Origin of the sequence: Enterobacter cloacae complex sp. IR5450, from assembly GCF_049238665.1 — a bacterium.
In the GTDB taxonomy this organism is placed as follows: domain Bacteria; phylum Pseudomonadota; class Gammaproteobacteria; order Enterobacterales; family Enterobacteriaceae; genus Enterobacter; species Enterobacter hormaechei_C.
In genome coordinates, this window is the sequence record NZ_JBMKIC010000001.1 from 177,215 (window position 1) to 198,026 (window position 20,812).

The 20,812-nt window shown below is 55.5% G+C and carries 16 protein-coding genes and 1 pseudogene; 2 read left to right on the forward strand and 15 right to left on the reverse strand.

The features are described from left to right. Positions 1-129: 129 nt before the first annotated feature. The 9 genes and pseudogenes from carB to ACOTYB_RS00815 all read right to left on the reverse strand — a co-directional run. On the reverse strand, positions 130-3,354 hold the full coding sequence (carB, locus tag ACOTYB_RS00775; RefSeq protein ID WP_023315370.1) for a carbamoyl-phosphate synthase large subunit: 3,225 nt from the start codon (positions 3,352-3,354) through the stop codon (positions 130-132). Positions 3,355-3,372: 18 nt separating this feature from the next. Further along, the gene (gene carA, locus ACOTYB_RS00780) at positions 3,373-4,521 is read right to left on the reverse strand and encodes a glutamine-hydrolyzing carbamoyl-phosphate synthase small subunit (RefSeq protein WP_045338409.1); all 1,149 of its coding nucleotides are present in this window, start codon (positions 4,519-4,521) and stop codon (positions 3,373-3,375) included. A 454-nt stretch (positions 4,522-4,975) separates the two neighbouring features. Next, positions 4,976-5,797, reverse strand: a complete 822-nt coding sequence (gene dapB, locus ACOTYB_RS00785; protein WP_126524730.1) for a 4-hydroxy-tetrahydrodipicolinate reductase — start codon at positions 5,795-5,797, stop codon at positions 4,976-4,978. 205 nt (positions 5,798-6,002) lie between these two features. Beyond that, complete coding sequence (gene ispH / locus ACOTYB_RS00790; RefSeq protein ID WP_003856448.1) at positions 6,003-6,953, reverse strand: 4-hydroxy-3-methylbut-2-enyl diphosphate reductase; 951 nt, start codon at positions 6,951-6,953, stop codon at positions 6,003-6,005. 1 nt (position 6,954) lies between these two features. Beyond that, positions 6,955-7,404, reverse strand: coding sequence for an FKBP-type peptidyl-prolyl cis-trans isomerase (fkpB, locus tag ACOTYB_RS00795; RefSeq protein WP_003856450.1), 450 nt, complete (start codon positions 7,402-7,404; stop codon positions 6,955-6,957). A 116-nt stretch (positions 7,405-7,520) separates the two neighbouring features. After that, positions 7,521-8,021, reverse strand: a complete 501-nt coding sequence (gene lspA, locus ACOTYB_RS00800) for a signal peptidase II (protein WP_013095527.1) — start codon at positions 8,019-8,021, stop codon at positions 7,521-7,523. Beyond that, entirely contained in the window at positions 8,021-10,837 is a 2,817-nt protein-coding gene (ileS, locus tag ACOTYB_RS00805) for an isoleucine--tRNA ligase (protein ID WP_039268722.1), read from the reverse strand. Before ileS ends, lspA begins: the two co-directional genes overlap by 1 nt. Before the next feature lie 45 nt (positions 10,838-10,882). Further along, positions 10,883-11,809: a bifunctional riboflavin kinase/FAD synthetase gene (gene ribF / locus ACOTYB_RS00810; protein ID WP_003856456.1), complete on the reverse strand. Its 927-nt coding sequence runs from the start codon at positions 11,807-11,809 to the stop codon at positions 10,883-10,885. 7 nt (positions 11,810-11,816) lie between these two features. Continuing rightward, a pseudogene (locus ACOTYB_RS00815) lies at positions 11,817-12,022 on the reverse strand (DUF2575 domain-containing protein); the annotation flags it as partial. Between the two features lie 115 nt (positions 12,023-12,137). Between ACOTYB_RS00815 and rpsT the strand changes: the two are divergent. Further along, a complete protein-coding gene (gene rpsT / locus ACOTYB_RS00820; protein WP_003856458.1) occupies positions 12,138-12,401 on the forward strand; it encodes a 30S ribosomal protein S20 in 264 nt (87 codons plus the stop codon). A 58-nt stretch (positions 12,402-12,459) separates the two neighbouring features. Here rpsT and nhaR read toward each other — a convergent pair whose 3' ends face one another. The 4 genes from nhaR to dnaK form a co-directional block, all read right to left on the reverse strand. Next, complete coding sequence (gene nhaR, locus ACOTYB_RS00825) at positions 12,460-13,359, reverse strand: transcriptional activator NhaR (protein ID WP_003856462.1); 900 nt, start codon at positions 13,357-13,359, stop codon at positions 12,460-12,462. Between the two features lie 58 nt (positions 13,360-13,417). Beyond that, positions 13,418-14,593 carry a Na+/H+ antiporter NhaA gene (gene nhaA, locus ACOTYB_RS00830; protein WP_003856464.1) on the reverse strand — a complete coding sequence of 392 codons (1,176 nt, stop codon included), beginning with the start codon at positions 14,591-14,593 and terminating at the stop codon, positions 13,418-13,420. 173 nt (positions 14,594-14,766) lie between these two features. Beyond that, positions 14,767-15,912: a molecular chaperone DnaJ gene (gene dnaJ, locus ACOTYB_RS00835; RefSeq protein WP_008502040.1), complete on the reverse strand. Its 1,146-nt coding sequence runs from the start codon at positions 15,910-15,912 to the stop codon at positions 14,767-14,769. Positions 15,913-15,999: 87 nt separating this feature from the next. Then, on the reverse strand, positions 16,000-17,913 hold the full coding sequence (gene dnaK / locus ACOTYB_RS00840; protein WP_003856470.1) for a molecular chaperone DnaK: 1,914 nt from the start codon (positions 17,911-17,913) through the stop codon (positions 16,000-16,002). 295 nt (positions 17,914-18,208) lie between these two features. Here dnaK and satP point away from each other — a divergent pair, with 295 nt between their 5' ends. Beyond that, positions 18,209-18,775: an acetate uptake transporter gene (gene satP, locus ACOTYB_RS00845; RefSeq protein ID WP_003856474.1), complete on the forward strand. Its 567-nt coding sequence runs from the start codon at positions 18,209-18,211 to the stop codon at positions 18,773-18,775. Here satP and ACOTYB_RS00850 read toward each other — a convergent pair. Continuing rightward, the gene (locus ACOTYB_RS00850; RefSeq protein WP_137047759.1) at positions 18,752-20,074 is read right to left on the reverse strand and encodes an MFS transporter; all 1,323 of its coding nucleotides are present in this window, start codon (positions 20,072-20,074) and stop codon (positions 18,752-18,754) included. The two genes, satP and ACOTYB_RS00850, sit on opposite strands and share 24 nt — an antisense overlap. A gap of 122 nt (positions 20,075-20,196) precedes the next feature. Next, positions 20,197-20,784, reverse strand: a complete 588-nt coding sequence (gene mog / locus ACOTYB_RS00855) for a molybdopterin adenylyltransferase (RefSeq protein ID WP_003856479.1) — start codon at positions 20,782-20,784, stop codon at positions 20,197-20,199. Positions 20,785-20,812 lie beyond the last annotated feature (28 nt).

The window sequence follows — 20,812 nt, forward strand, 5'->3', positions numbered from 1 at the left end:
CTGCTCTCAGTTGAATTTTCGTTATCGACCTAACTATTTTAGGCTAACTGACTGAAAGCGGATGAAAAACCAGAAGGTTCTTAAGATGGGAAAATTGCCCGGTAACCGAACGATACCGGGCAATGGGGGTTACTTGCTAATCTGCGCGTGCATTTCCTGCACCGAAATCACCTTCTCGGTGGCATCCGCATTCAGCGCCATCGCTGTTGCGAAACCGCCGTTCAGGGTGGTGTCGTAGTGCACTTTGTATTGCAGCGCGCTGCGGCGAATCAGCTTGGAGTCTTCAATCGCCTGGCGTCCTGCGGTGGTGTTGATGATGTAGGTATATTCGCCATTCTTGATACGATCCTGAATGTGCGGACGACCTTCATGCACTTTGTTCACCAGACGCGGGTTGATACCCGCTTCACCCAACACAATCGCCGTACCGTGAGTGGCGTCCAGCTCGAAGCCCTGTTTCAGCAGCTTGGCGGCCAGGTCAACCACGCGCTCTTTATCGCCTTCGCGAACGGAGAGCAGCGCACGGCCAGATTTTCTCATGGTGGAGCTACTGCCCAGCTGCGCTTTCGCAAACGCTTCTGCGAAGGTGCGGCCCACGCCCATTACTTCCCCGGTAGAGCGCATCTCTGGCCCTAACAGCGGGTCAACGCCCGGGAATTTGTTGAACGGCAGCACCACCTCTTTCACCGAGTAGTACGGCGGGATGATTTCTTTCGTGACGCCCTGCTGAGCCAGCGTCTGGCCAGCCATCACGCGCGCCGCCACTTTCGCCAGCGGAATACCGGTCGCTTTAGAGACAAACGGTACGGTACGCGCCGCACGCGGGTTGACTTCAATCAGATAGACTTCGTTGTCTTTTACCGCGAACTGAACGTTCATCAGGCCGCGAACCTGAAGCTCGAAGGCCAGCTTCTGCACCTGCTGGCGCATCACGTCCTGAATCTCCTGGCTCAGGGTATACGCTGGCAGAGAACAGGCGGAGTCACCCGAGTGCACGCCCGCCTGCTCGATGTGCTCCATGATGCCGCCAATCAGCACCATTTCGCCGTCGCAGATGGCATCCACGTCGACTTCAACCGCGTCGTCGAGGAAGCGGTCGAGCAGCACTGGCGCATCGTTGGAAACGCTCACCGCCGTCTGGAAGTAGCGACGCAGGTCCGCTTCGTCGTAGACGATTTCCATCGCGCGGCCGCCCAGTACGTAGGATGGACGCACCACCAGCGGGTAGCCGATCTCTTTCGCTTTCTCAACGGCCATTTCAATCGCGGTCACGGTGGCGTTCGCCGGCTGTTTCAGCTTGAGACGGTCAACCGCCTGCTGGAAACGCTCGCGGTCTTCCGCACGGTCAATCGCATCCGGGCTGGTGCCGATAACCGGTACACCTGCTGCTTCCAGCGCGCGCGCCAGCTTCAGCGGAGTCTGGCCGCCGTACTGCACGATCACGCCTTTTGGCTTCTCGATGCGCACGATTTCCAGCACGTCCTCCAGGGTAACCGGCTCGAAGTAGAGGCGGTCGGAGGTATCGTAGTCGGTCGAGACGGTTTCCGGGTTACAGTTGACCATGATGGTCTCGTAACCGTCTTCGCGCAGCGCCAGAGAGGCGTGTACGCAGCAGTAGTCAAACTCGATGCCCTGGCCGATACGGTTTGGACCGCCGCCCAGCACCATAATCTTGTCGCGGTCGACGGACGGGTTCGCTTCGCACTCGTCTTCATAGGTGGAGTACATGTACGCGGTATCGGTCGAGAACTCTGCCGCACAGGTGTCCACGCGCTTGTAAACCGGATGCAGGTCATACTGGTCGCGCAGCTTGCGGATCTCCGCTTCGCGCACGCCCGCCAGTTTAGCCAGACGCGCATCGGCGAAGCCTTTACGCTTCAGCATACGCAGGAAGTCAGCGTCCAGGCCGTTGATGCCCAGCTCCGCCACTTTCTCTTCCAGACGCACCAGCTCTTCAATCTGCACCAGGAACCAGCGGTCAATGTTAGTCAGGTTAAATACACCGTCGACGGACAGGCCCGCGCGGAAGGCATCGGCGATGTACCAGATACGCTCTGCGCCCGCGTCTTTCAGCTCACGGCGGATTTTGGTCAGTGCTTCCGGGTCGTCCAGGCTGACTTTCGGGTCAAAGCCGGTCGCGCCCACTTCCAGGCCGCGCAGCGCTTTTTGCAGGGATTCCTGCTGCGTGCGGCCAATCGCCATGACTTCACCAACGGATTTCATCTGGGTGGTCAGACGGTCGTTCGCGCCTGCAAATTTCTCGAAGTTAAAGCGTGGAATTTTGGTCACAACGTAGTCGATGGACGGCTCGAAGGACGCAGGGGTGCGGCCACCGGTGATGTCGTTCATCAGCTCGTCGAGGGTATAACCCACCGCCAGTTTCGCCGCCACTTTCGCAATCGGGAAGCCGGTGGCTTTGGAGGCCAGCGCGGAGGAACGGGACACGCGCGGGTTCATTTCGATAACAATCAGACGGCCGGTTTTCGGGTTCACCGAGAACTGCACGTTAGAGCCGCCGGTTTCCACGCCGATTTCACGCAGTACCGCCATCGAGGCGTTACGCATGATTTGGTACTCTTTGTCGGTCAGCGTCTGAGCTGGCGCAACGGTGATAGAGTCGCCGGTGTGGATCCCCATCGCGTCGAAGTTTTCGATGGAGCAGACGATGATGCAGTTGTCGTTTTTATCACGCACCACTTCCATCTCGTACTCTTTCCAGCCAATCAGCGATTCATCAATCAGCAGCTCTTTGGTTGGGGAGAGATCCAGGCCGCGCTCACAAATCTCTTCAAACTCTTCGCGGTTGTAGGCAATGCCGCCGCCGGTGCCGCCCATGGTGAACGATGGACGGATGATGCACGGATAGCCCACTTCTGCCGCAACGGCCAGCGCTTCTTCCATATTGTGCGCGATACCGGAACGCGCGGTATCAAGGCCAATTTTTTTCATTGCCACGTCGAAGCGGCGACGGTCTTCTGCTTTATCAATCGCGTCGGCGGTCGCACCGATCATGGTCACGCCGAACTCTTCCAGCACGCCCTGACGCTCCAGCTCCAGCGCACAGTTCAGCGCCGTCTGGCCGCCCATGGTCGGCAGCACCGCGTCCGGACGCTCTTTCTCGATAATTTTGCGTACCACTTCCCAGTGAATTGGCTCGATGTAGGTCGCATCCGCCATTTCCGGGTCGGTCATGATGGTGGCCGGGTTAGAGTTCACCAGAATGACGCGGTAACCCTCTTCACGCAGGGCTTTACACGCCTGCGCGCCAGAGTAGTCAAATTCACAGGCCTGGCCGATGACAATCGGGCCAGCGCCAAGGATCAGGATGCTTTTTATGTCTGTACGTTTTGGCATGGTCTTCTCAGCTCCTGATTATTTAGCGGTCTTACGGTATTGCTCGATAAGTTCGATGAAGTGATCGAACAGCGGCGCGGCGTCGTGCGGGCCCGGGCTCGCTTCCGGGTGGCCCTGGAAGCTGAACGCTGGCTTATCGGTACGATGGATACCCTGCAAGGTACCATCGAACAGTGATTTGTGCGTCACGCGCAGGTTAGCTGGCATCGTCGCTTCATCCACAGCGAAGCCGTGGTTCTGCGCGGTGATCATCACCGTGTTGTTGTCGATATCTTTCACCGGGTGGTTACCACCGTGGTGGCCGAACTTCATCTTGACGGTGTTCGCTCCGCTCGCCAGCGCCAGCAGCTGATGGCCGAGACAGATGCCGAATACCGGGATATCGGTTTCAAGGAAGGACTTGATGGCGTCGATAGCGTAGTCGCACGGCGCCGGGTCGCCAGGACCGTTAGAGAGGAAGATGCCGTCCGGGTTCATCTTCAGAACATCTTCCGCAGACGTTTGTGCCGGGACGACCGTCAGGCGGCAGCCACGGTCAACCAGCATACGCAGGATGTTGCGCTTGGCGCCAAAATCGTAGGCCACCACGTGGAACGGCAGCTCGCTTTCCGGTTTCGCTTCCGGCAGGTCGCCTTCCAGCGTCCAGCTACCCTGCGTCCAGCTGTAGGCTTCCGCCGTGGTCACTTCTTTCGCCAGGTCCATACCGTTCAGACCCGGGAAGGCTTTCGCTTTTTCCAGCGCCAGCGTCGCATCGAGGTTATCCCCTGCGATGATACAACCGTTTTGTGCGCCCTTCTCGCGCAGCAGACGCGTCAGCTTACGGGTATCGATATCGGCAATCGCCACAATGTTATGGCGCTTCAGGTAAGAAGAGAGGTCTTCGGTGTTGCGGAAGTTGCTGGCAATCAGCGGCAGATCGCGAATGACTAGGCCTTGCGCATGTACCTGAGAGGATTCTTCGTCAGCCGCATTGGTGCCGACATTGCCGATATGAGGATAAGTAAGAGTAACGATTTGGCGAGAATAGGAAGGATCAGTGAGGATTTCTTGATAACCGGTCATTGAAGTATTGAAAACGACTTCCCCAACCGCCGAACCCGTTGCCCCTATGGCCCGACCGATAAACTGGGTTCCGTCTTCCAGAACCAATAGCGCTGACTTAATCAAAACACCCTCCAGAGAATATTCACTCACTTTATTTGCATATTAATTCATAACCATGTCATGGATCAATGCAAATGTGTTGCCAGCGGATTTTTGGCAAACGGCGGCATTCTGGGGATTTACCATGTAAAAGTCAACTTAAAACGGGAGTTTTGTTTATTCTTTTGCAAGTCTGGCATCTGGAATGGGATTTAATGGGCAAAAAGATCAGGTAAATCATTCCGGAAAACGCTTGCGCGACAGGTTTGTTAGAATTTTAAGGAGGTGGATGACAAAAAGTGGACCAGATGGTCAAAATTTACATATATTTCACAGAAAAATGGCATATCAATAAGATTTATACCGCCTAAGCGTTATTTTTAATCTAAAACGGATAAAATAAGAGGGCAATAAATTATTGCCCCATGCAATCAAGTAATTACGACTGCAATAACCACATCACGATGGGTAATATCGCTTACAAATTATTGAGATCAAGCACATCTCGCATATCAAAAAGACCCTTTTCCTTCGCGTTAAGCCACAAAGCGGCGCGAACTGCACCATTCGCAAACGTCATGCGGCTTGACGCTTTGTGGGTAATCTCAACACGTTCGCCAATATCGGCGAACATCGCCGTATGTTCACCGACGATATCGCCTGCACGAACGGTTGCGAAACCAATTGCCCCGGGCACGCGTTCGCCGGTATGTCCTTCACGGGTATAGACCGCGCACTCTTTTAAATCTTTATCAAGTGCATGAGCAATCGCTTCGCCCATCGCCAGCGCCGTGCCTGATGGAGCATCAACTTTATAGCGGTGGTGTGCTTCAACAATCTCAATGTCGGTATAATTTCCCATCACCTTCGCTGCCTTTTCCAGCAGTTTCAGCATGACGTTAACGCCGACGCTAAAGTTCGCAGCGAAGACAATCGCAATGTCGGTGGCTGCGTCCTGAATGGCCTGTTTACCGGCATCATCGAAACCAGTGGTACCAATCACCATCCCTTTACCGTGCTGACGGCAAAACGCCAGATGAGCCAGCGTGCCTTCCGGACGGGTAAAGTCGATGAACACATCAAAGTCTTCTTTCACTGCCTCAAGGCTGCTCTGTACGGTTACGCCTGTCTTGCCCGCGCCCGCCAGTTCGCCTGCATCGGCTCCCAGCAGGGATGAACCCTCACGCTCCAGCGCCGCGCCGAGTGCCACGCCATCCATCTGTAGTGCCGCCTGAATCAGCTGGCGACCCATACGTCCACCCGCGCCCGCAATAGCAACGCGGATCTGTGCATCATGCATAGTTATTCTCTTACGTTAAAATGATGTAAACCGTTTTCAGATTAACCAGCCTTGGCAAAGCCTGCCAACTGAAAACACCGATAATTAGAATTTAACGTGAAACCGACTTAAATATCAGTAAAAGACATGATTTTGTCGTCACGATAAAGTTTGGGGCAAAAAAAAGGCCAGCACAGGAGGTGCTGGCCTTTCATCAGATAAAGAACTATTCCACTTCTCGCGCGTCAATACGCAACTCTTTCGGCACTTCAAAGACAATGTTCTCTTCGCGGCCTTCCAGCGGCACCGCTTCGCCACCGCCCAGCTCTTGCAGGCGGGCAATGACGTTCTGCACCAGAATATCCGGCGCTGAAGCGCCTGCGGTAACACCGACGCAGACCGCGTTTTTCACCCACGCTTCCTGAATGTCCGTTGCGTCGTCGATTAAAAACGCCGCTTTCCCCATACGCTGCGCCAGTTCGGCCAGACGGTTAGAGTTAGAGGAGTTTTTCGAGCCGACCACCAGTACCACGTCCGCCTGTTCAGCCAGCGCGCGCACGGCTTCCTGACGGTTGGTGGTTGCGTAGCAGATATCATCTTTGCGCGGCCCGACGATTTTCGGGAAGCGCTGGCGCAGGGCGTCAATCACGTCTGAGGTGTCGTCCACGGAAAGCGTCGTCTGGGTCATAAACGACAGTCGGGCTTCGTTTTTCACATTCAGCGTAAAGACGTCTTCCGGTGACTCAACCAGATACATGCCCCCTTCCGGGTTGCTGTACTGGCCCATGGTGCCTTCCACTTCCGGGTGACCGGCGTGACCAATCAGAATTGACTCTTCACCGCGACGGCTGGCGCGCGCCACTTCCATATGCACTTTGGTCACCAGCGGACAGGTGGCATCGAAAACGGTCAGATCGCGGTTTTTCGCCTCGTTGCGTACCGCCTGCGAGACGCCGTGCGCGGAGAAGATGAGAATTGCGCCGTCCGGCACTTCGCTAATCTGCTCGATAAAAATCGCACCGCGCTCGCGCAGGCTGTCGACCACGTAGCGGTTGTGCACCACTTCGTGACGCACGTAAATCGGCGCGCCGTAAATCTCCAGCGCGTTTTCAACAATGCTGATAGCGCGGTCTACACCGGCGCAAAAACCGCGCGGGTTAGCCAACAGGATCTGCATTTCAGGCCTCCAGTGCCGGATCGATCTCCAGCACTTCTACATCAAAATGGACAGTGCGCCCGGCAAGCGGATGGTTGAAGTCAACGGTAATCGAGTCGCCGTTGATTTCGCGGATCACGCCAGGCATTTCGCTGCCGTCCATAGCGGTAAAGAGCATAATTGCCCCGATCTCCGGTTCACCCGCGTCCATAAACTCACGACGGGAGAAGTACTGGATCAGATCCGGGCTTGGCACGCCAAACGCGGCATCCGGCTCCAGCGAAAAGGCTTTTTTCTCACCCTCTTTCAGACCGAGAAGCTGCTGCTCAAGACCTTCAGACAGGGAGGTATCGCCAAGACGAAACAGGGCTGGTTTGCCGTTGTTGCGGGTGGATTCGGCCGTAGAGCCGTCATCCAGCTTCAGCGTAAAGTGAACGAGAACCGCGCTGTTGCTCTGTACGGATTTAGACATGCAAATTGCTCGCTTGTTTTGGGTCACCTGTTGCCCGGTGGCGCTACGCTTACCGGGCCTACGGGGGCCACAAATTCTGTAGGCCGGGATCGCTACGCGTCACCCGGCTGGTTTTGTTACGCCTGCTCTTTCGCAGCCGGTTTAGGCAAGAAGCCTTCCAGCACGATTAACGCCGCACCAATGCATATTGCGCTATCGGCGAGGTTAAAGGTCGCGAAGTGCCAGTCGCCGACGTAGAAGTCGATCATATCGACCACAAAGCCGTGCCACAGGCGGTCAAACAGGTTACCCAGCGCGCCGCCAATGATCAGCGCGTAGGCGATGTTATTCAGCTTTTGCGTGGCCTTCGAGCGGTACATCAGCACCGCCAGCACGACGCAGATACCGATAGCGATACCCGCGAAGAACCAGCGCTGCCAGCCACCGCTGTCGGCAAGGAAACTAAACGCCGCACCGTAGTTGCGGGCGTAGTGCAGGTTAAGCGACGGGAATAGCGGGACCGTATCCCCCAGAGCGAAATTCTGGAGGATCAGGAACTTGCTCCCCAAATCAATAATCAGCACCACTACCACCAGCCACAGCCAGCGCAGTCCTGTTGAACAGAGAGTTTTACTCATCAGGCAAACTTACGTTTTTCGCCGTCACCGGCGACGTTGCTTACACAGCGTCCGCAGATGTCTGCGTGTTCCGCCACCTGACCGACATCGGTAGTGTAATGCCAGCAACGCGGGCATTTCTCACCGTCGGCTTTGCTCAGTGCGACCTTCAGTCCTTTGAGCAGTTCGCTCTGCTGAGCATCAGCAGACGCCTCGGCATAATCCGCAACTTTCGCACCGGAGGTCAACAGGACAAATCGTAATTCATCGCCCAGCGCGGTCAGCTTCGCGGCCAGCTCAGGCTCTGCGTACAGGGTCACCGTCGCTTCCAGAGAGCCACCGACTTTCTTGTCAGCGCGCGCCTGCTCGATAACCTTGTTCACTTCGCCACGCACTTTCAGCAGCTCGTCCCAATAGGCATCGTTCATCGCTTCGGTGCTGGAGAGATCGAACAGACCTTCATACCACTCGCCGGTGAAGACATACTTCTCACGGTCGCCCGGCAGGTAACCCCAGATTTCATCCGCGGTGAAGGACATGATCGGCGCCATCCAGCGCACCAGCGCTTCTGCGATGTGGTACAGCGCAGACTGACAGCTGCGGCGCGCCACGCTGTCCGCTTTCGCGGTGTACTGACGGTCTTTAATGATGTCGAGGTAGAACGAGCCCATCTCGATGGAGCAGAAGCGCATCAGGCGCTGCACCACTTCGTGGAAATCGTAAGACTCATACGCTTTCAGGATATCTTCCTGCGCCGCTTTCGCGCAGCCTACCGCCCAGCGATCGAGCACGACCATCTCTTCCGGCTTCACCATATCTTTTACCGGATCGAACCCGTTCAGGTTCGCCAGCAGGAAGCGCGCGGTGTTACGGATACGACGATAGCTGTCGGCAGCACGCTTCAGGATCTCGTCAGACACCGCCATTTCGCCGGTGTAGTCGGTAGAGGCTACCCACAGACGCAGGATGTCCGCGCCCAGCTTGTTCATTACGTCCTGCGGCGAAACGGTGTTACCGATGGACTTGGACATCTTACGGCCCTGACCATCCACGGTGAAGCCGTGAGTCAGTACCTGACGGTAAGGTGCTTTGCCCTTCATGGCGGTGGAGATCATCAGGGATGACATGAACCAGCCGCGGTGTTGGTCGGAGCCTTCGAGATACATGTCGGCAGCGTGACCGGCGAACTCAGGGCGCACGTCAACCACAGAGGCATGGGTTGAACCGGAGTCGAACCACACGTCCAGGGTATCCGGCACTTTCTCGTAGTTGTCCGCGTCCGCGCCCAGGATGTCGCGGGCGTCGAGATCCCACCACGCCTGAATGCCGTCAACTTCAACGCGTTTCGCCACTTCTTCCATCAGTTCCAGGGTGTTCGGATGCAGTTCCTGCGTCTCTTTGTGCACGAACAGCGACATCGGCACGCCCCAGGTGCGCTGACGGGAGATACACCAGTCAGGACGGTTAGCCACCATGGATTCGATACGCGCCTGGCCCCAGTCCGGGATCCACTGCACGCCTTTGATCTCTTTCAGAGACTGCTCGCGCAGGCCCTTCTGATCCATGCTGACGAACCACTGCGGGGTCGCACGGAAGATGATTGGCGTCTTGTGACGCCAGCAGCACGGATAGCTGTGCTGCATTTTTTCAACGTGCAGCAGCGCGCCGCTGGTGCGCAGCATGTCGACAATAATGTCGTTCGCTTTGAAGACGTTGATGCCGTCCAGCGCCGGGTAGGTGCCAGGCAGGTAAGAGCCGTCCGGCCCAACCGGGTTGGCGATTTCCAGACCGTACTTCAGGCTGATGTTGTAGTCGTCAGGGCCGTGGCCACCGGCGGTATGTACCGCACCGGTACCCGCGTCCAGCGTTACGTGGTCGCCCAGAATCGCCGGAACGTCGAAGTCCAGGAACGGGTGTTTGAAGCGCATCAGTTCCAGCGCGTCGCCTTTTACGGTGCCCAGCACGGTGTAATCGGTGATGTTCGCGCGTTTCAGTACGCTTTCGACCAGGTCTTTCGCCAGGATAACCGCACGGCCATCAATCTGCACCAGCGCATACTCAAACTCGCCAGAGAGGGAAATCGCGCGGTTAGCAGGCAGCGTCCACGGGGTGGTTGTCCAGATAACCAGCGAGACTGGACCGCTTACCCCAGGCAGACCAAATTTAGCTTTGATCGCATCCTGATCGACCGCTTCGAACGCCACGTCGATAGAAGGCGAGGTTTTGTCGTAATACTCTACTTCCGCTTCTGCCAGCGCAGAACGGCAGTCCACGCACCAGTGCACCGGCTTCGCGCCTTTGTGCAGGTGGCCGTTACCGATGATTTTGCCCAGCGCACGGATGATGTTGGCTTCGGTTTTGAAGTCCATGGTCAGGTACGGATGCGACCAGTCGCCCAGTACGCCCAGACGGATAAAGTCAGCGCGCTGACCGTCAACCTGGGTGGCTGCGTATTCGCGGCACTTCGCGCGGAATTCTGCGGCGGTGAACTTCTCACCCGGCTTACCGTACTCTTGCTCCACTTTCAGCTCGATTGGCAGACCATGGCAGTCCCAGCCCGGAACGTAAGGCGAGTCATATCCCGCGAGTCCTTTGGACTTCACGATAATGTCTTTCAGAATCTTGTTTACAGAGTGACCAATATGAATGCTGCCATTCGCATATGGAGGGCCATCATGCAGAATGAAGGTTTTTTTGCCTTTTTTGGCTGCACGAATGATGCCGTACAGGTCATCATCGGTCCAACGCGCCAGCATTCCCGGTTCACGCTTGGCGAGATCGCCGCGCATCGGGAACCCTGTTTCCGGCAAATTCAGGGTTGATTTATAGTCACTCATCAGATTCTCGGTTCCGTATTTATCACGTAGGCAGTTAAGCCGGTTCTAAAGCCCAAAAAACTCGCGGGCCGTTAATTCATCTCGCGCGATTTGCGCCTTAAGTTCATCCAGCGAAGCGAATCGCTGTTCATTGCGTATTTTTTTACGCAGTATCACATCTATATGGCGACCATACAGGTCCATTACAACGTCCAGCAGGTGTACTTCTAACTGTTGACGCACACCGGCAACCGTTGGACGTGTGCCAATGTTGGCGACGCCGTAGAAAGGCTTCTCGCCCAGTCCTGCCACTTCCACCGCATAGACCCCTTTAACCGGGGAGACCTGACGACGCAGCGGTATATTCGCCGTCGGGAAACCTATCGTGCGGCCCAGCGCATCGCCATGGACCACGCGACCTGAAATCGTGAACGGGTGACCCAGCAGCGTTTCTGCCGTGTCCAGTTCATCGTTCGCCAGCGCCTGACGTACCGCCGTGCTGCTGACGCGCACGCCGCCCTCGCAGAAGGTCATTGTACTGGTGACGTCAAACCCGTACTCCAGGCCAGCCTTCTGTAATAACAAGAAATCGCCCTGACGACCAGCGCCAAAGCGGAAATCATCGCCCACGGCGAGAAACTGCACGCCAAGCTGCCTGACCAACAGATCGCTGACAAAATTTTGTGCGGTCAGCGCGGCAAAACGACGGTCGAACCGTACACACAGGACGTAGTCCACCCCTGACTCCGCCAGGTAGCGTAACTTCTCACGCAGACGCGTCAGCCGCGCGGGGGATTTCTCGCCTGCAAACAGCTCCAGCGGCTGAGGCTCGAAAATCATCACCACGACGGGCAGGCCTCGCGCCTCGCCTTCTTTACGCAATCCCTGCAACAGCGCCTGATGCCCACGATGCACGCCGTCGAAATTACCAATGGTCAGCACGCACCCGTGCGGGGCTTGACTGAGATTATGTATGCCGCGTATCAGCTTCATGACTGGCTCAAAACAGTGAAAATCGCCAAAGTATACCTTGTACAGCGGTTAAGGTTAACCGGCGATTGTTCACGCTAAACAGAAAGCCGTATGATTTCATCACGCTGACCTTTCACAGCAAAAAAATCTGCCCGCGAACTGCGATTTTTACGCCGAAAAGCTGTATTCACGAACGACAAGCTGGTAGAATCCTGCGCCATCACTACGTAACGTAGCGTCGCCACATTAACGGCGCTTATTTGCACAAATCCATTGACAAAAGAAGGTATAGAGGGCATATTCCTCGGCCTTTGAATTGTCCACATAGATCATATTTGGGAGTTGGACCTTGGCTAATATCAAATCAGCTAAGAAACGTGCCGTTCAGTCTGAAAAGGCTCGTAAGCACAATGCAAGCCGTCGCTCTATGATGCGTACTTTCATCAAGAAAGTATACGCAGCAATCGAAGCTGGCGACAAAGCTGCAGCGCAGAACGCATTTAACGAAATGCAACCAATCGTGGATCGTCAGGCTGCTAAAGGTCTGATCCACAAAAACAAAGCAGCGCGTCATAAAGCAAACCTGACCGCGCAGATCAACAAACTGGCTTAATCGCCACTTGTTGTTGCTTGTTTGAAAGAACCCGCTTAACGCGGGTTTTTTTATGCCTTCAGATTGCCGGCGGCGTAAACAGCGCCGAGTAGTCCCGGTTGCAGATTCGCTGCACCGCCGGATGCTGAATCATCCTTTCGGCGAATATGGCGTGATACTCTTCCATCACGTTATCCACCCTGCCAATCTCGGTAATCTTGTCGTCTGAATAGAGATCGTGCGCATACAGCGTCGGGGCAACGAAGATAGCGTTGTGCGCCTCGCCAAAGGCTTTCATCAGCGCCGCATCGTCGAACTCACCGAGAATTTCTACGTTTAGCCCCTGCGAGTTAAACCAGTTCAGCAGCTTACGTCCGAGCATGGACCGCCTCCCCGGAACCAGCAAGCGGCGCTCTTCCAGGCAAGCCGGAAACGGTTTTTCCGGCGGTGGATTGATGCACCAGAAACTGACACCGCATTCGCCAATTTTCACCGAGAACAAGCCTTCCTGCTGCGTGGAATCGATAGGACAATCCGAAATAATCATATCCAGCTTATGCTGGCTCAGCTGTTCCAGCAGCATCTCGTGAGTGGACTCAAAGCAGCGTAAATGTATCTGTTCATCTTCCACCACCGCCGCATCCAGCACACCGCTTACCAGCCGTTTGGACAACGCATCCGCCACGCCCACGTCAAAGAGCAGGTTCGACTCTTTGCGATAGTTAACGATATCCAGCATCTCCTGGCTCAGGGTGAACATCTTGTCCGCATAGCGGAATACCAGTTCACCCAGCTCGCTCGGCTCAATGCCACGCCCTTTCCGCTTAAAAAGCTTTCCCTGCAAGCGCTCTTCCAGGGCTTTGATTTGCCCGGTGATAGTCTGTGGCGTCAGGTAGAGCGCCTCTGCGGCACCCACGACCGAGCCCTGCTTGTAGACATGCCAGAAGTAATAGAGATGGTTATAGTTCAAATGAGACATCACGTTTTCACTCCCTGATAGTTTATCGGGAGAAGGCTTCCCTTCTCCCGGTTTCCTGTTATGCCTGGACAGCCTGTCCGGACAACTTCACCTTCAACAAGGTGTAACCCATAACCGCGGCCAGGAACGACCCGATAAGAATGCCGAGTTTCGCCCAGACGATAAGCTCAGGCGCGCTTGCGCCAAACGCCAGCGTCGAGATAAAGATCGACATGGTGAATCCAATACCGCACAGCACGCCAACGGCCATAATCTGGCTAAAGGTGGTTCCGTTTGGCAATGACGCCAGCTTCAGCTTCAGCGCCAGCCAGCAGAACAGGCTGATGCCCAGCGGCTTACCAATAAACAGACCGGCGATGATACCCAGCGGCAGCACAGAGGTGAGTCCGTCCAGGGTAACCCCGGCCAGGGAAACACCCGCGTTGGCAAACGCAAACAGCGGCAGGATCATAAAACCCACCCACGGATGAAGCACATGCTCCAGCTGTCTGGCAGGCGATTTGCCGTCCTGTTCCTTCAGCGGAATAAAGAAGCCAACGATGACGCCCGCCAGCGTGGCATGCACGCCAGACTTCAGCACCGCCGTCCACAGCACCATCCCCACCAGAATATAAACCCCCGTGCGTCGGACGTTGAAGACGTTCAGCAACGCCAGCACCGCAATAGCTACGGCCGCCACGCTCAGCGACAGAAAGGACAGATCGCTGGTGTAGAACAGCGCGATAATCACGATAGCGCCCAGATCATCGATAATCGCCAGCGCCATCAGGAAAATTTTCAGTGCTACCGGGACGCGGCTACCGAGCAAGGCTAAGACCCCGAGCGCAAACGCGATATCCGTTGCGGCCGGGATCGCCCAGCCGTCACGAGCAACCGGATCCTGCCACGCAAATGCGAGAAAGAGCAACGCCGGAACGATCATCCCGCCAATCGCCGCGATCACCGGAAACGCCGCACGCTGACGGCTGGCAAGCGAACCGCTCACCAGCTCACGTTTAACCTCCAGGCCCACCAGCAGGAAGAACACCGCCATCAGCGCATCGTTGATCCACAGCAGCATGTTCTTGTTAATTTCCAGCGCCCCGACCTTCAGCTCGACGGGCGTTTCCAGAAATGCGTGATAGAGATCGCGTGTCATGCCCATATTGGCGAGCAGCATGGCAGCCGCAGCAGCAATAATCAGGATGACGCCGCCGGATGCCTCACTGCTAAAGAAACGGTGTAGTAATTTCACGTTTAAACTCTCTTTTACAACAATACCTCGGTAAAACCATAATATCAGCGCAAACAGATCGGTAAAAACAGATTAATATTGGTTATAGATTCAGTTTAACCGAGGTATAACGCTATAAAGCAAAAAGCCCGGAATCGCTTCCGGGCTTTAAATGATAGTAACAAGCTGGCGGGTTAGCGGGTTAAATCGTCGAAGAATTTTTTGACGCCATCGAAGAAGCTTTTGGAGCGCGGGCTGTTTTTCTCACCTGTCGGGCCACCAAAGCTTTCCTGAAGCTCTTTCAGCAGCTGTTTCTGCTTATCGTTCAGGCCGACCGGCGTTTCCACGACCACGCGGCATAACAGGTCACCCTGCGCGCCACCGCGAACGGATTTAACGCCTTTGCCGCGCATGCGGAACAGTTTCCCGGTCTGGGTTTCGCCAGGGATTTTCAGGTTAACGCGACCGTCCAGCGTCGGCACTTCGATTTCGCCGCCCAGCGCCGCCATCGCAAAGTTGATCGGCACTTCACAGTACAGGTTGTTACCTTCACGCTCGAAGATGGCGTGCTGCTTCACCTGAACCTGAACGTACAGATCGCCTGCCGGTGCGCCGTGCTCGCCGGCTTCACCCTCACCTGCCAGACGGATGCGGTCGCCCGTATCGACGCCTGCCGGGATCTTAACGGACAGCGTTTTGGTTTTCTCCACGCGACCGTGACCATGACATTTGGTGCACGGATCTTTAATCAGCGTACCGCGACCATGACAGTGCGGACAGGCCTGCTGCACCGCGAAGAAGCCCTGGCGCATCTGCACCTGACCGGAACCGTGACAGGTTGGGCAGGTCTGTGGCTGAGTCCCCGCTTTCGCACCGCTGCCGTGGCAAACGTCACACTCTTCCAGCGTCGGAATACGGATCTCTTTGGTGACGCCGCGAACCGCTTCTTCCAGCGTCAGGTCCATGTTGTAGCGCAGGTCTGCGCCGCGCGCCGCGCGCTGACGGCCACGCCCGCCACCGAAGATATCGCCAAATACATCACCAAAGATATCGCTGAAATCAGCGCCGCCGCCGAAGCCGCCGCCACCAAATCCACCGCCGCCCATGCCGCCCTGTTCAAAGGCCGCGTGTCCGTACTGATCATAGGCCGCACGTTTTTGTGCATCGGTCAGGACTTCGTAGGCTTCTTTAATCTCTTTAAATTTGGCTTCAGCCTCTTTGTCACCCTGATTACGGTCAGGGTGGAATTTCATGGCCAGGCGCTTATACGCCTTTTTGATTTCACGCTCTTCCGCAGTTTTCGGAACGCCTAAAATCTCGTAATAGTCTTGCTTTGCCATTGGTTTTTTTAAGCCCCTTAACATGCGAGCACGGGCGTGGAGAATTCTCCTACGCCCGTGCCGATTACTTACCCTGCATCAGGGCGATTATTTTTTGTCTTTCACTTCTTCGAACTCAGCGTCGACAACATCGTCGTCTTTCGCGTTGTTCGCCGAAGCATCAGCGCCCGCCTGCTGCTGTGCGTGCTGCTGCTGAGCGATTTCCATCAGCTTCTGAGAAACCTGTGCCAGCTCCTGCATCTTCGCTTCGATGTCCGCTTTGTCTTCGCCTTTCAGAGACGTTTCCAGCGCGCTCAGTGCAGTTTCGATTGCAGTTTTGTCTTCCGCTGGCAGTTTATCGCCCGCTTCTTCAACCTGCTTACGGGTGCTGTGCAGCAGATGGTCACCCTGGTTACGGGTCTGAACCAGCTCTTCGAACTTACGGTCGGATTCCGCGTTAGCTTCGGCATCACGAACCATTTTTTCGATTTCCGCTTCGTTCAGGCCAGAAGATGCTTTGATGGTAATCTTCTGCTCTTTACCGCTGTTTTTGTCTTTCGCAGACACGTGCAGGATACCGTCAGCATCGATGTCGAAGGTGACTTCGATCTGTGGCATGCCGCGTGGTGCCGGGTTAATACCGTCCAGGTTGAACTGACCCAGAGATTTGTTATCCGCCGCGCGCTTACGCTCACCCTGAATCACATGGATGGTTACCGCAGACTGGTTGTCTTCAGCGGTAGAGAACACCTGGCTGTGTTTCGTCGGGATAGTGGTGTTTTTGTTGATGAGCGGGGTCATCACGCCACCCATGGTTTCGATACCCAGAGACAGCGGGGTAACGTCCAGCAGCAGTACGTCTTTCACTTCACCGGTCAGTACACCACCCTGAACCGCAGCACCGATAGCAACCGCTTCGTCCGGGTTCACGTCTTTACGTGGCTCTTTACCAAAGAATTCAGCCACTTTCTTCTGAACCATTGGCATACGAGTCTGACCACCTACCAGGATAACGTCCTGAATGTCAGACACGGACAGGCCAGCGTCCTGCAATGCAACTTTCAGTGGCTCGATAGAACGGTTCACCAGGTCTTCTACCAGGCTTTCCAGTTTCGCACGGGTCACTTTGATGTTCATGTGTTTTGGACCGGTCGCGTCTGCAGTGATGTACGGCAGGTTCACGTCGGTCTGCTGAGCGGAAGACAGCTCGATCTTCGCTTTCTCAGCGGCTTCTTTCAGGCGCTGCATAGCCAGCGGGTCGTTACGCAGGTCAATGCCCTGATCTTTCTTGAACTCGTCAACGAGGTAGTTGATCAGACGGGTATCGAAGTCTTCACCACCCAGGTGGGTATCACCGTTGGTTGCCAGAACTTCGAAGGTTTTTTCGCCGTCAACATCGTCGATTTCGATAATAGAAATATCGAAGGTACCACCACCCAGGTCGTAAACCGCGATAGTACGGTTGCCAACTTCTTTATCCAGACCGTAAGCCAGTGCTGCTGCGGTTGGTTCGTTGATGATACGTTTTACTTCCAGGCCTGCGATACGGCCAGCATCTTTGGTTGCCTGACGCTGAGCATCGTTGAAGTAAGCAGGTACGGTGATAACAGCTTCAGTTACCGGTTCACCCAGGTAATCTTCCGCAGTTTTCTTCATTTTCTTCAGCACTTCAGCAGAGATCTGCGGAGGTGCAGTTTTGGTGCCTTTCACATCAAGCCATGCATCGCCGTTATCGGCTGCGATGATTTTGTAAGGCATGATGGAAACGTCACGCTGAACTTCTTCGTCCTGGAAGCGGCGGCCAATCAGGCGTTTGATCGCAAACAGGGTGTTTTGCGGGTTTGTCACTGCCTGACGTTTAGCCGGCTGACCAACCAGAGTTTCACCATCCTGGGTATAAGCAATGATAGAAGGCGTGGTGCGATCGCCCTCGGCGTTCTCCAGCACACGTGCAGTAGTGCCATCCATAATCGCTACACAAGAGTTGGTAGTACCCAGGTCGATACCAATAATTTTACCCATCTAAACGTCTCCACTAAAAATTCAGTCAACATGTGGTTGTGTACCTGTAATAAGGGCAGAACGTGCTTTTTCAACTGCCCAGATTTGATTTTTTTCAGGTCCACACACTGCGGTTGCTTACAAGATGGGGTCACAACGGCATCCATCAAGGGGGAAGGATAAAAAATTTTTTAATTTCACCCCGATGAGATCATAGACGGCGTCGATGCCGCCCATTATGATGCCGCGCCCCGTCAGGGAGAACTGGCGCGGGTTTAACCATTTCACCATATTAATGATGATTTTTTGAGGACTTATGGGCAACACTAAGTTGGCTAATCCGGCTCCGCTGGGCCTGATGGGTTTTGGCATGACCACCATTCTGCTGAACCTGCACAATATCGGGATGTTCCCGATGGACGGCATTATCCTGGCGATGGGCATTTTTTACGGCGGTATCGCACAAATCTTTGCGGGCCTGCTGGAATATAAGAAAGGCAACACCTTCGGCTTAACCGCCTTTACCTCTTACGGTTCTTTCTGGCTGACTCTGGTCGCGATTCTGCTGATGCCTAAAATGGGCCTGGCGGAGGCGGCAAACGCCCATTTCCTGGGCGTGTACCTGGGACTGTGGGGCGTGTTCACCCTGTTCATGTTCTTCGGTACCCTTAAGGCGAACCGCGCGCTGCAATTCGTCTTCCTGAGCCTGACCGTCCTGTTCGCCCTGCTGGCCATCGGTCACCTGGCGGATAACGAAGGCATCGTTCACGTTGCCGGCTGGGTCGGTCTGGTTTGCGGCGCAAGCGCAATCTACCTGGCCATGGGTGAAGTGCTGAACGAGCAGTTCGACCGCACCATTCTACCGATTGGTGAAAAACACTGATCCCTCTGTCGTGCCCGCGTCGCGGGCACAACGTCCCTCTGACTGGCGAAGCCACATCCCCAATACCAGCCCCATCAGCGATAACGCCAGCACGTACCACGCAGGTGCAAGGGGCGACAGCCCCATCAACACCGTCACCACAATCGGGGTCAGCCCGCCGAAAATGGCATACGAGACGTTATAAGAGAAAGAGATTCCGGTGAAGCGTACCTCCGGCGGAAAGGCGCGGACCATCACGTACGGTACGGCGCCAACGACGCCCACACACAGCCCGACGACACCGTACAGCAGGAACAGCTGTTCAGGATGGGTGCCCGCAAGATGATAGAATGCCCAGCTCGACGCGGCCAGCAGCAGGCTGCCGACAATAAAGGTCACGCTGGCGCCGAAACGATCCGCCGCCAGCCCGGCGGCCAGACAGCCAAAGCAGAGCATAATTGTCGCGATACTGTTCGCCTGTAACGTCACGGCAGGCGCAAAACCGTACTGTTTTTGCAGCCAGACCGGCGACATCAAAATGACCACCACGATACCCGCAGACAGCAGCCAGGTCAGAAGCATCGACACGACTACCGCTTTTTTATGCCGCACTACTACGGTTTTCACCGGCAGTTCTTGCGCCAGCGCCTTCCGCTGCTGCATTTCCAGAAATATTGGCGTCTCCTGCAACCAGCGTCGCAGGTACATTGCCACCAGCCCAAACGCCCCGCCCAGCAGGAACGGTATACGCCAGCCCCAGTCGTGAACGGCCTGTTGCGTCATGCTGGTATTGATGATGGTTGCAACTACGGAGCCAAGCAGGATCCCGATCGTCAGCCCTGCGGTCAGCGTTCCGCACGCAATGCCGATGCGGCGCACCGGGACGTGCTCAGCGACAAACACCCACGCGCCAGGCACTTCCCCGCCGATGGCCGCGCCCTGGAGAATACGCATCAGCAGCAGCAATAACGGGGCGATAATGCCCATCGACTCATAGGTAGGCAAAAGGCCAATCGCCAGCGTCGGCACGGCCATAAGCAGGATGCTGAGGGTAAACATCTTCTTGCGCCCAACCAGATCGCCAAAGTGCGCCATGACAATGCCGCCCAGCGGACGCGCCAGATAGCCGGCAGCGAAAATGCCGAAGGTTTGTACCTGACGCAGCCATTCAGGAATATCCGCCGGGAAAAACAGCGCCCCCACAACGGCGGCGAAGAAGACAAAGATGATGAAATCGTAAAACTCCAGCGCGCCGCCCAGGGCAGCGAGCGTGAGGGTTTTGTAGTCCTGTCGATTCAGAGGTCGGGGATTATGTGACATAGCGAACCATTGTGCATGTGTTGTGGATTATTTTTTACAGCAATCGTAAAGAAAAAATTACTATATCGTAAATCCATTTACACGCTACTGCGGCTGGCGCTTATGTCACATTTTAATCATTTTCAGGAGATTGTTTCGCGGCGAGCGCTTTTAGGGCGAAATGCTGCTACCACGTTGCCGTCAGTTTCCACGTACGGACCGTCAAGCAGTTGTATACAATACGGTACACTTGCAAAGATACCGTGGACGATAACGCTGCCGTCCTCGGCTTTTACCCCTTCCAGCGTCTCTTTTATCGACTTCGGCTGCCCCGGCAGGTTCAGGATCAGCGCCTGTTTGCGGATCACCCCGACCTGACGGGAAAGAATGGCCGTCGGGACAAAGTGTAGACTGATCTGGCGCATCTGTTCACCGAAGCCCGGCATTTCACGATCGGCGATAGCCAGCGTCGCGTCCGGCGTCACATCGCGGCGCGCGGGGCCGGTGCCGCCCGTCGTCAGCACAAGGTGGCAGCTCATTTCATCCACCAGCTCACACAGGGTTTGCTCGATGATCGGCTGCTCGTCCGGGATCAGGCGAGTCTGGATCTCAAACGGGGTAGTGAGCGCGCTGCCCAGCCACGCTTCCAGAGCAGGGATGCCTTTATCCTGATAAACACCGCTGGAGGCGCGGTCAGAAATCGACACTAAGCCGATGCGTAAGGTATTCATATCCATTCCATTCAAAAAGTACTGATTA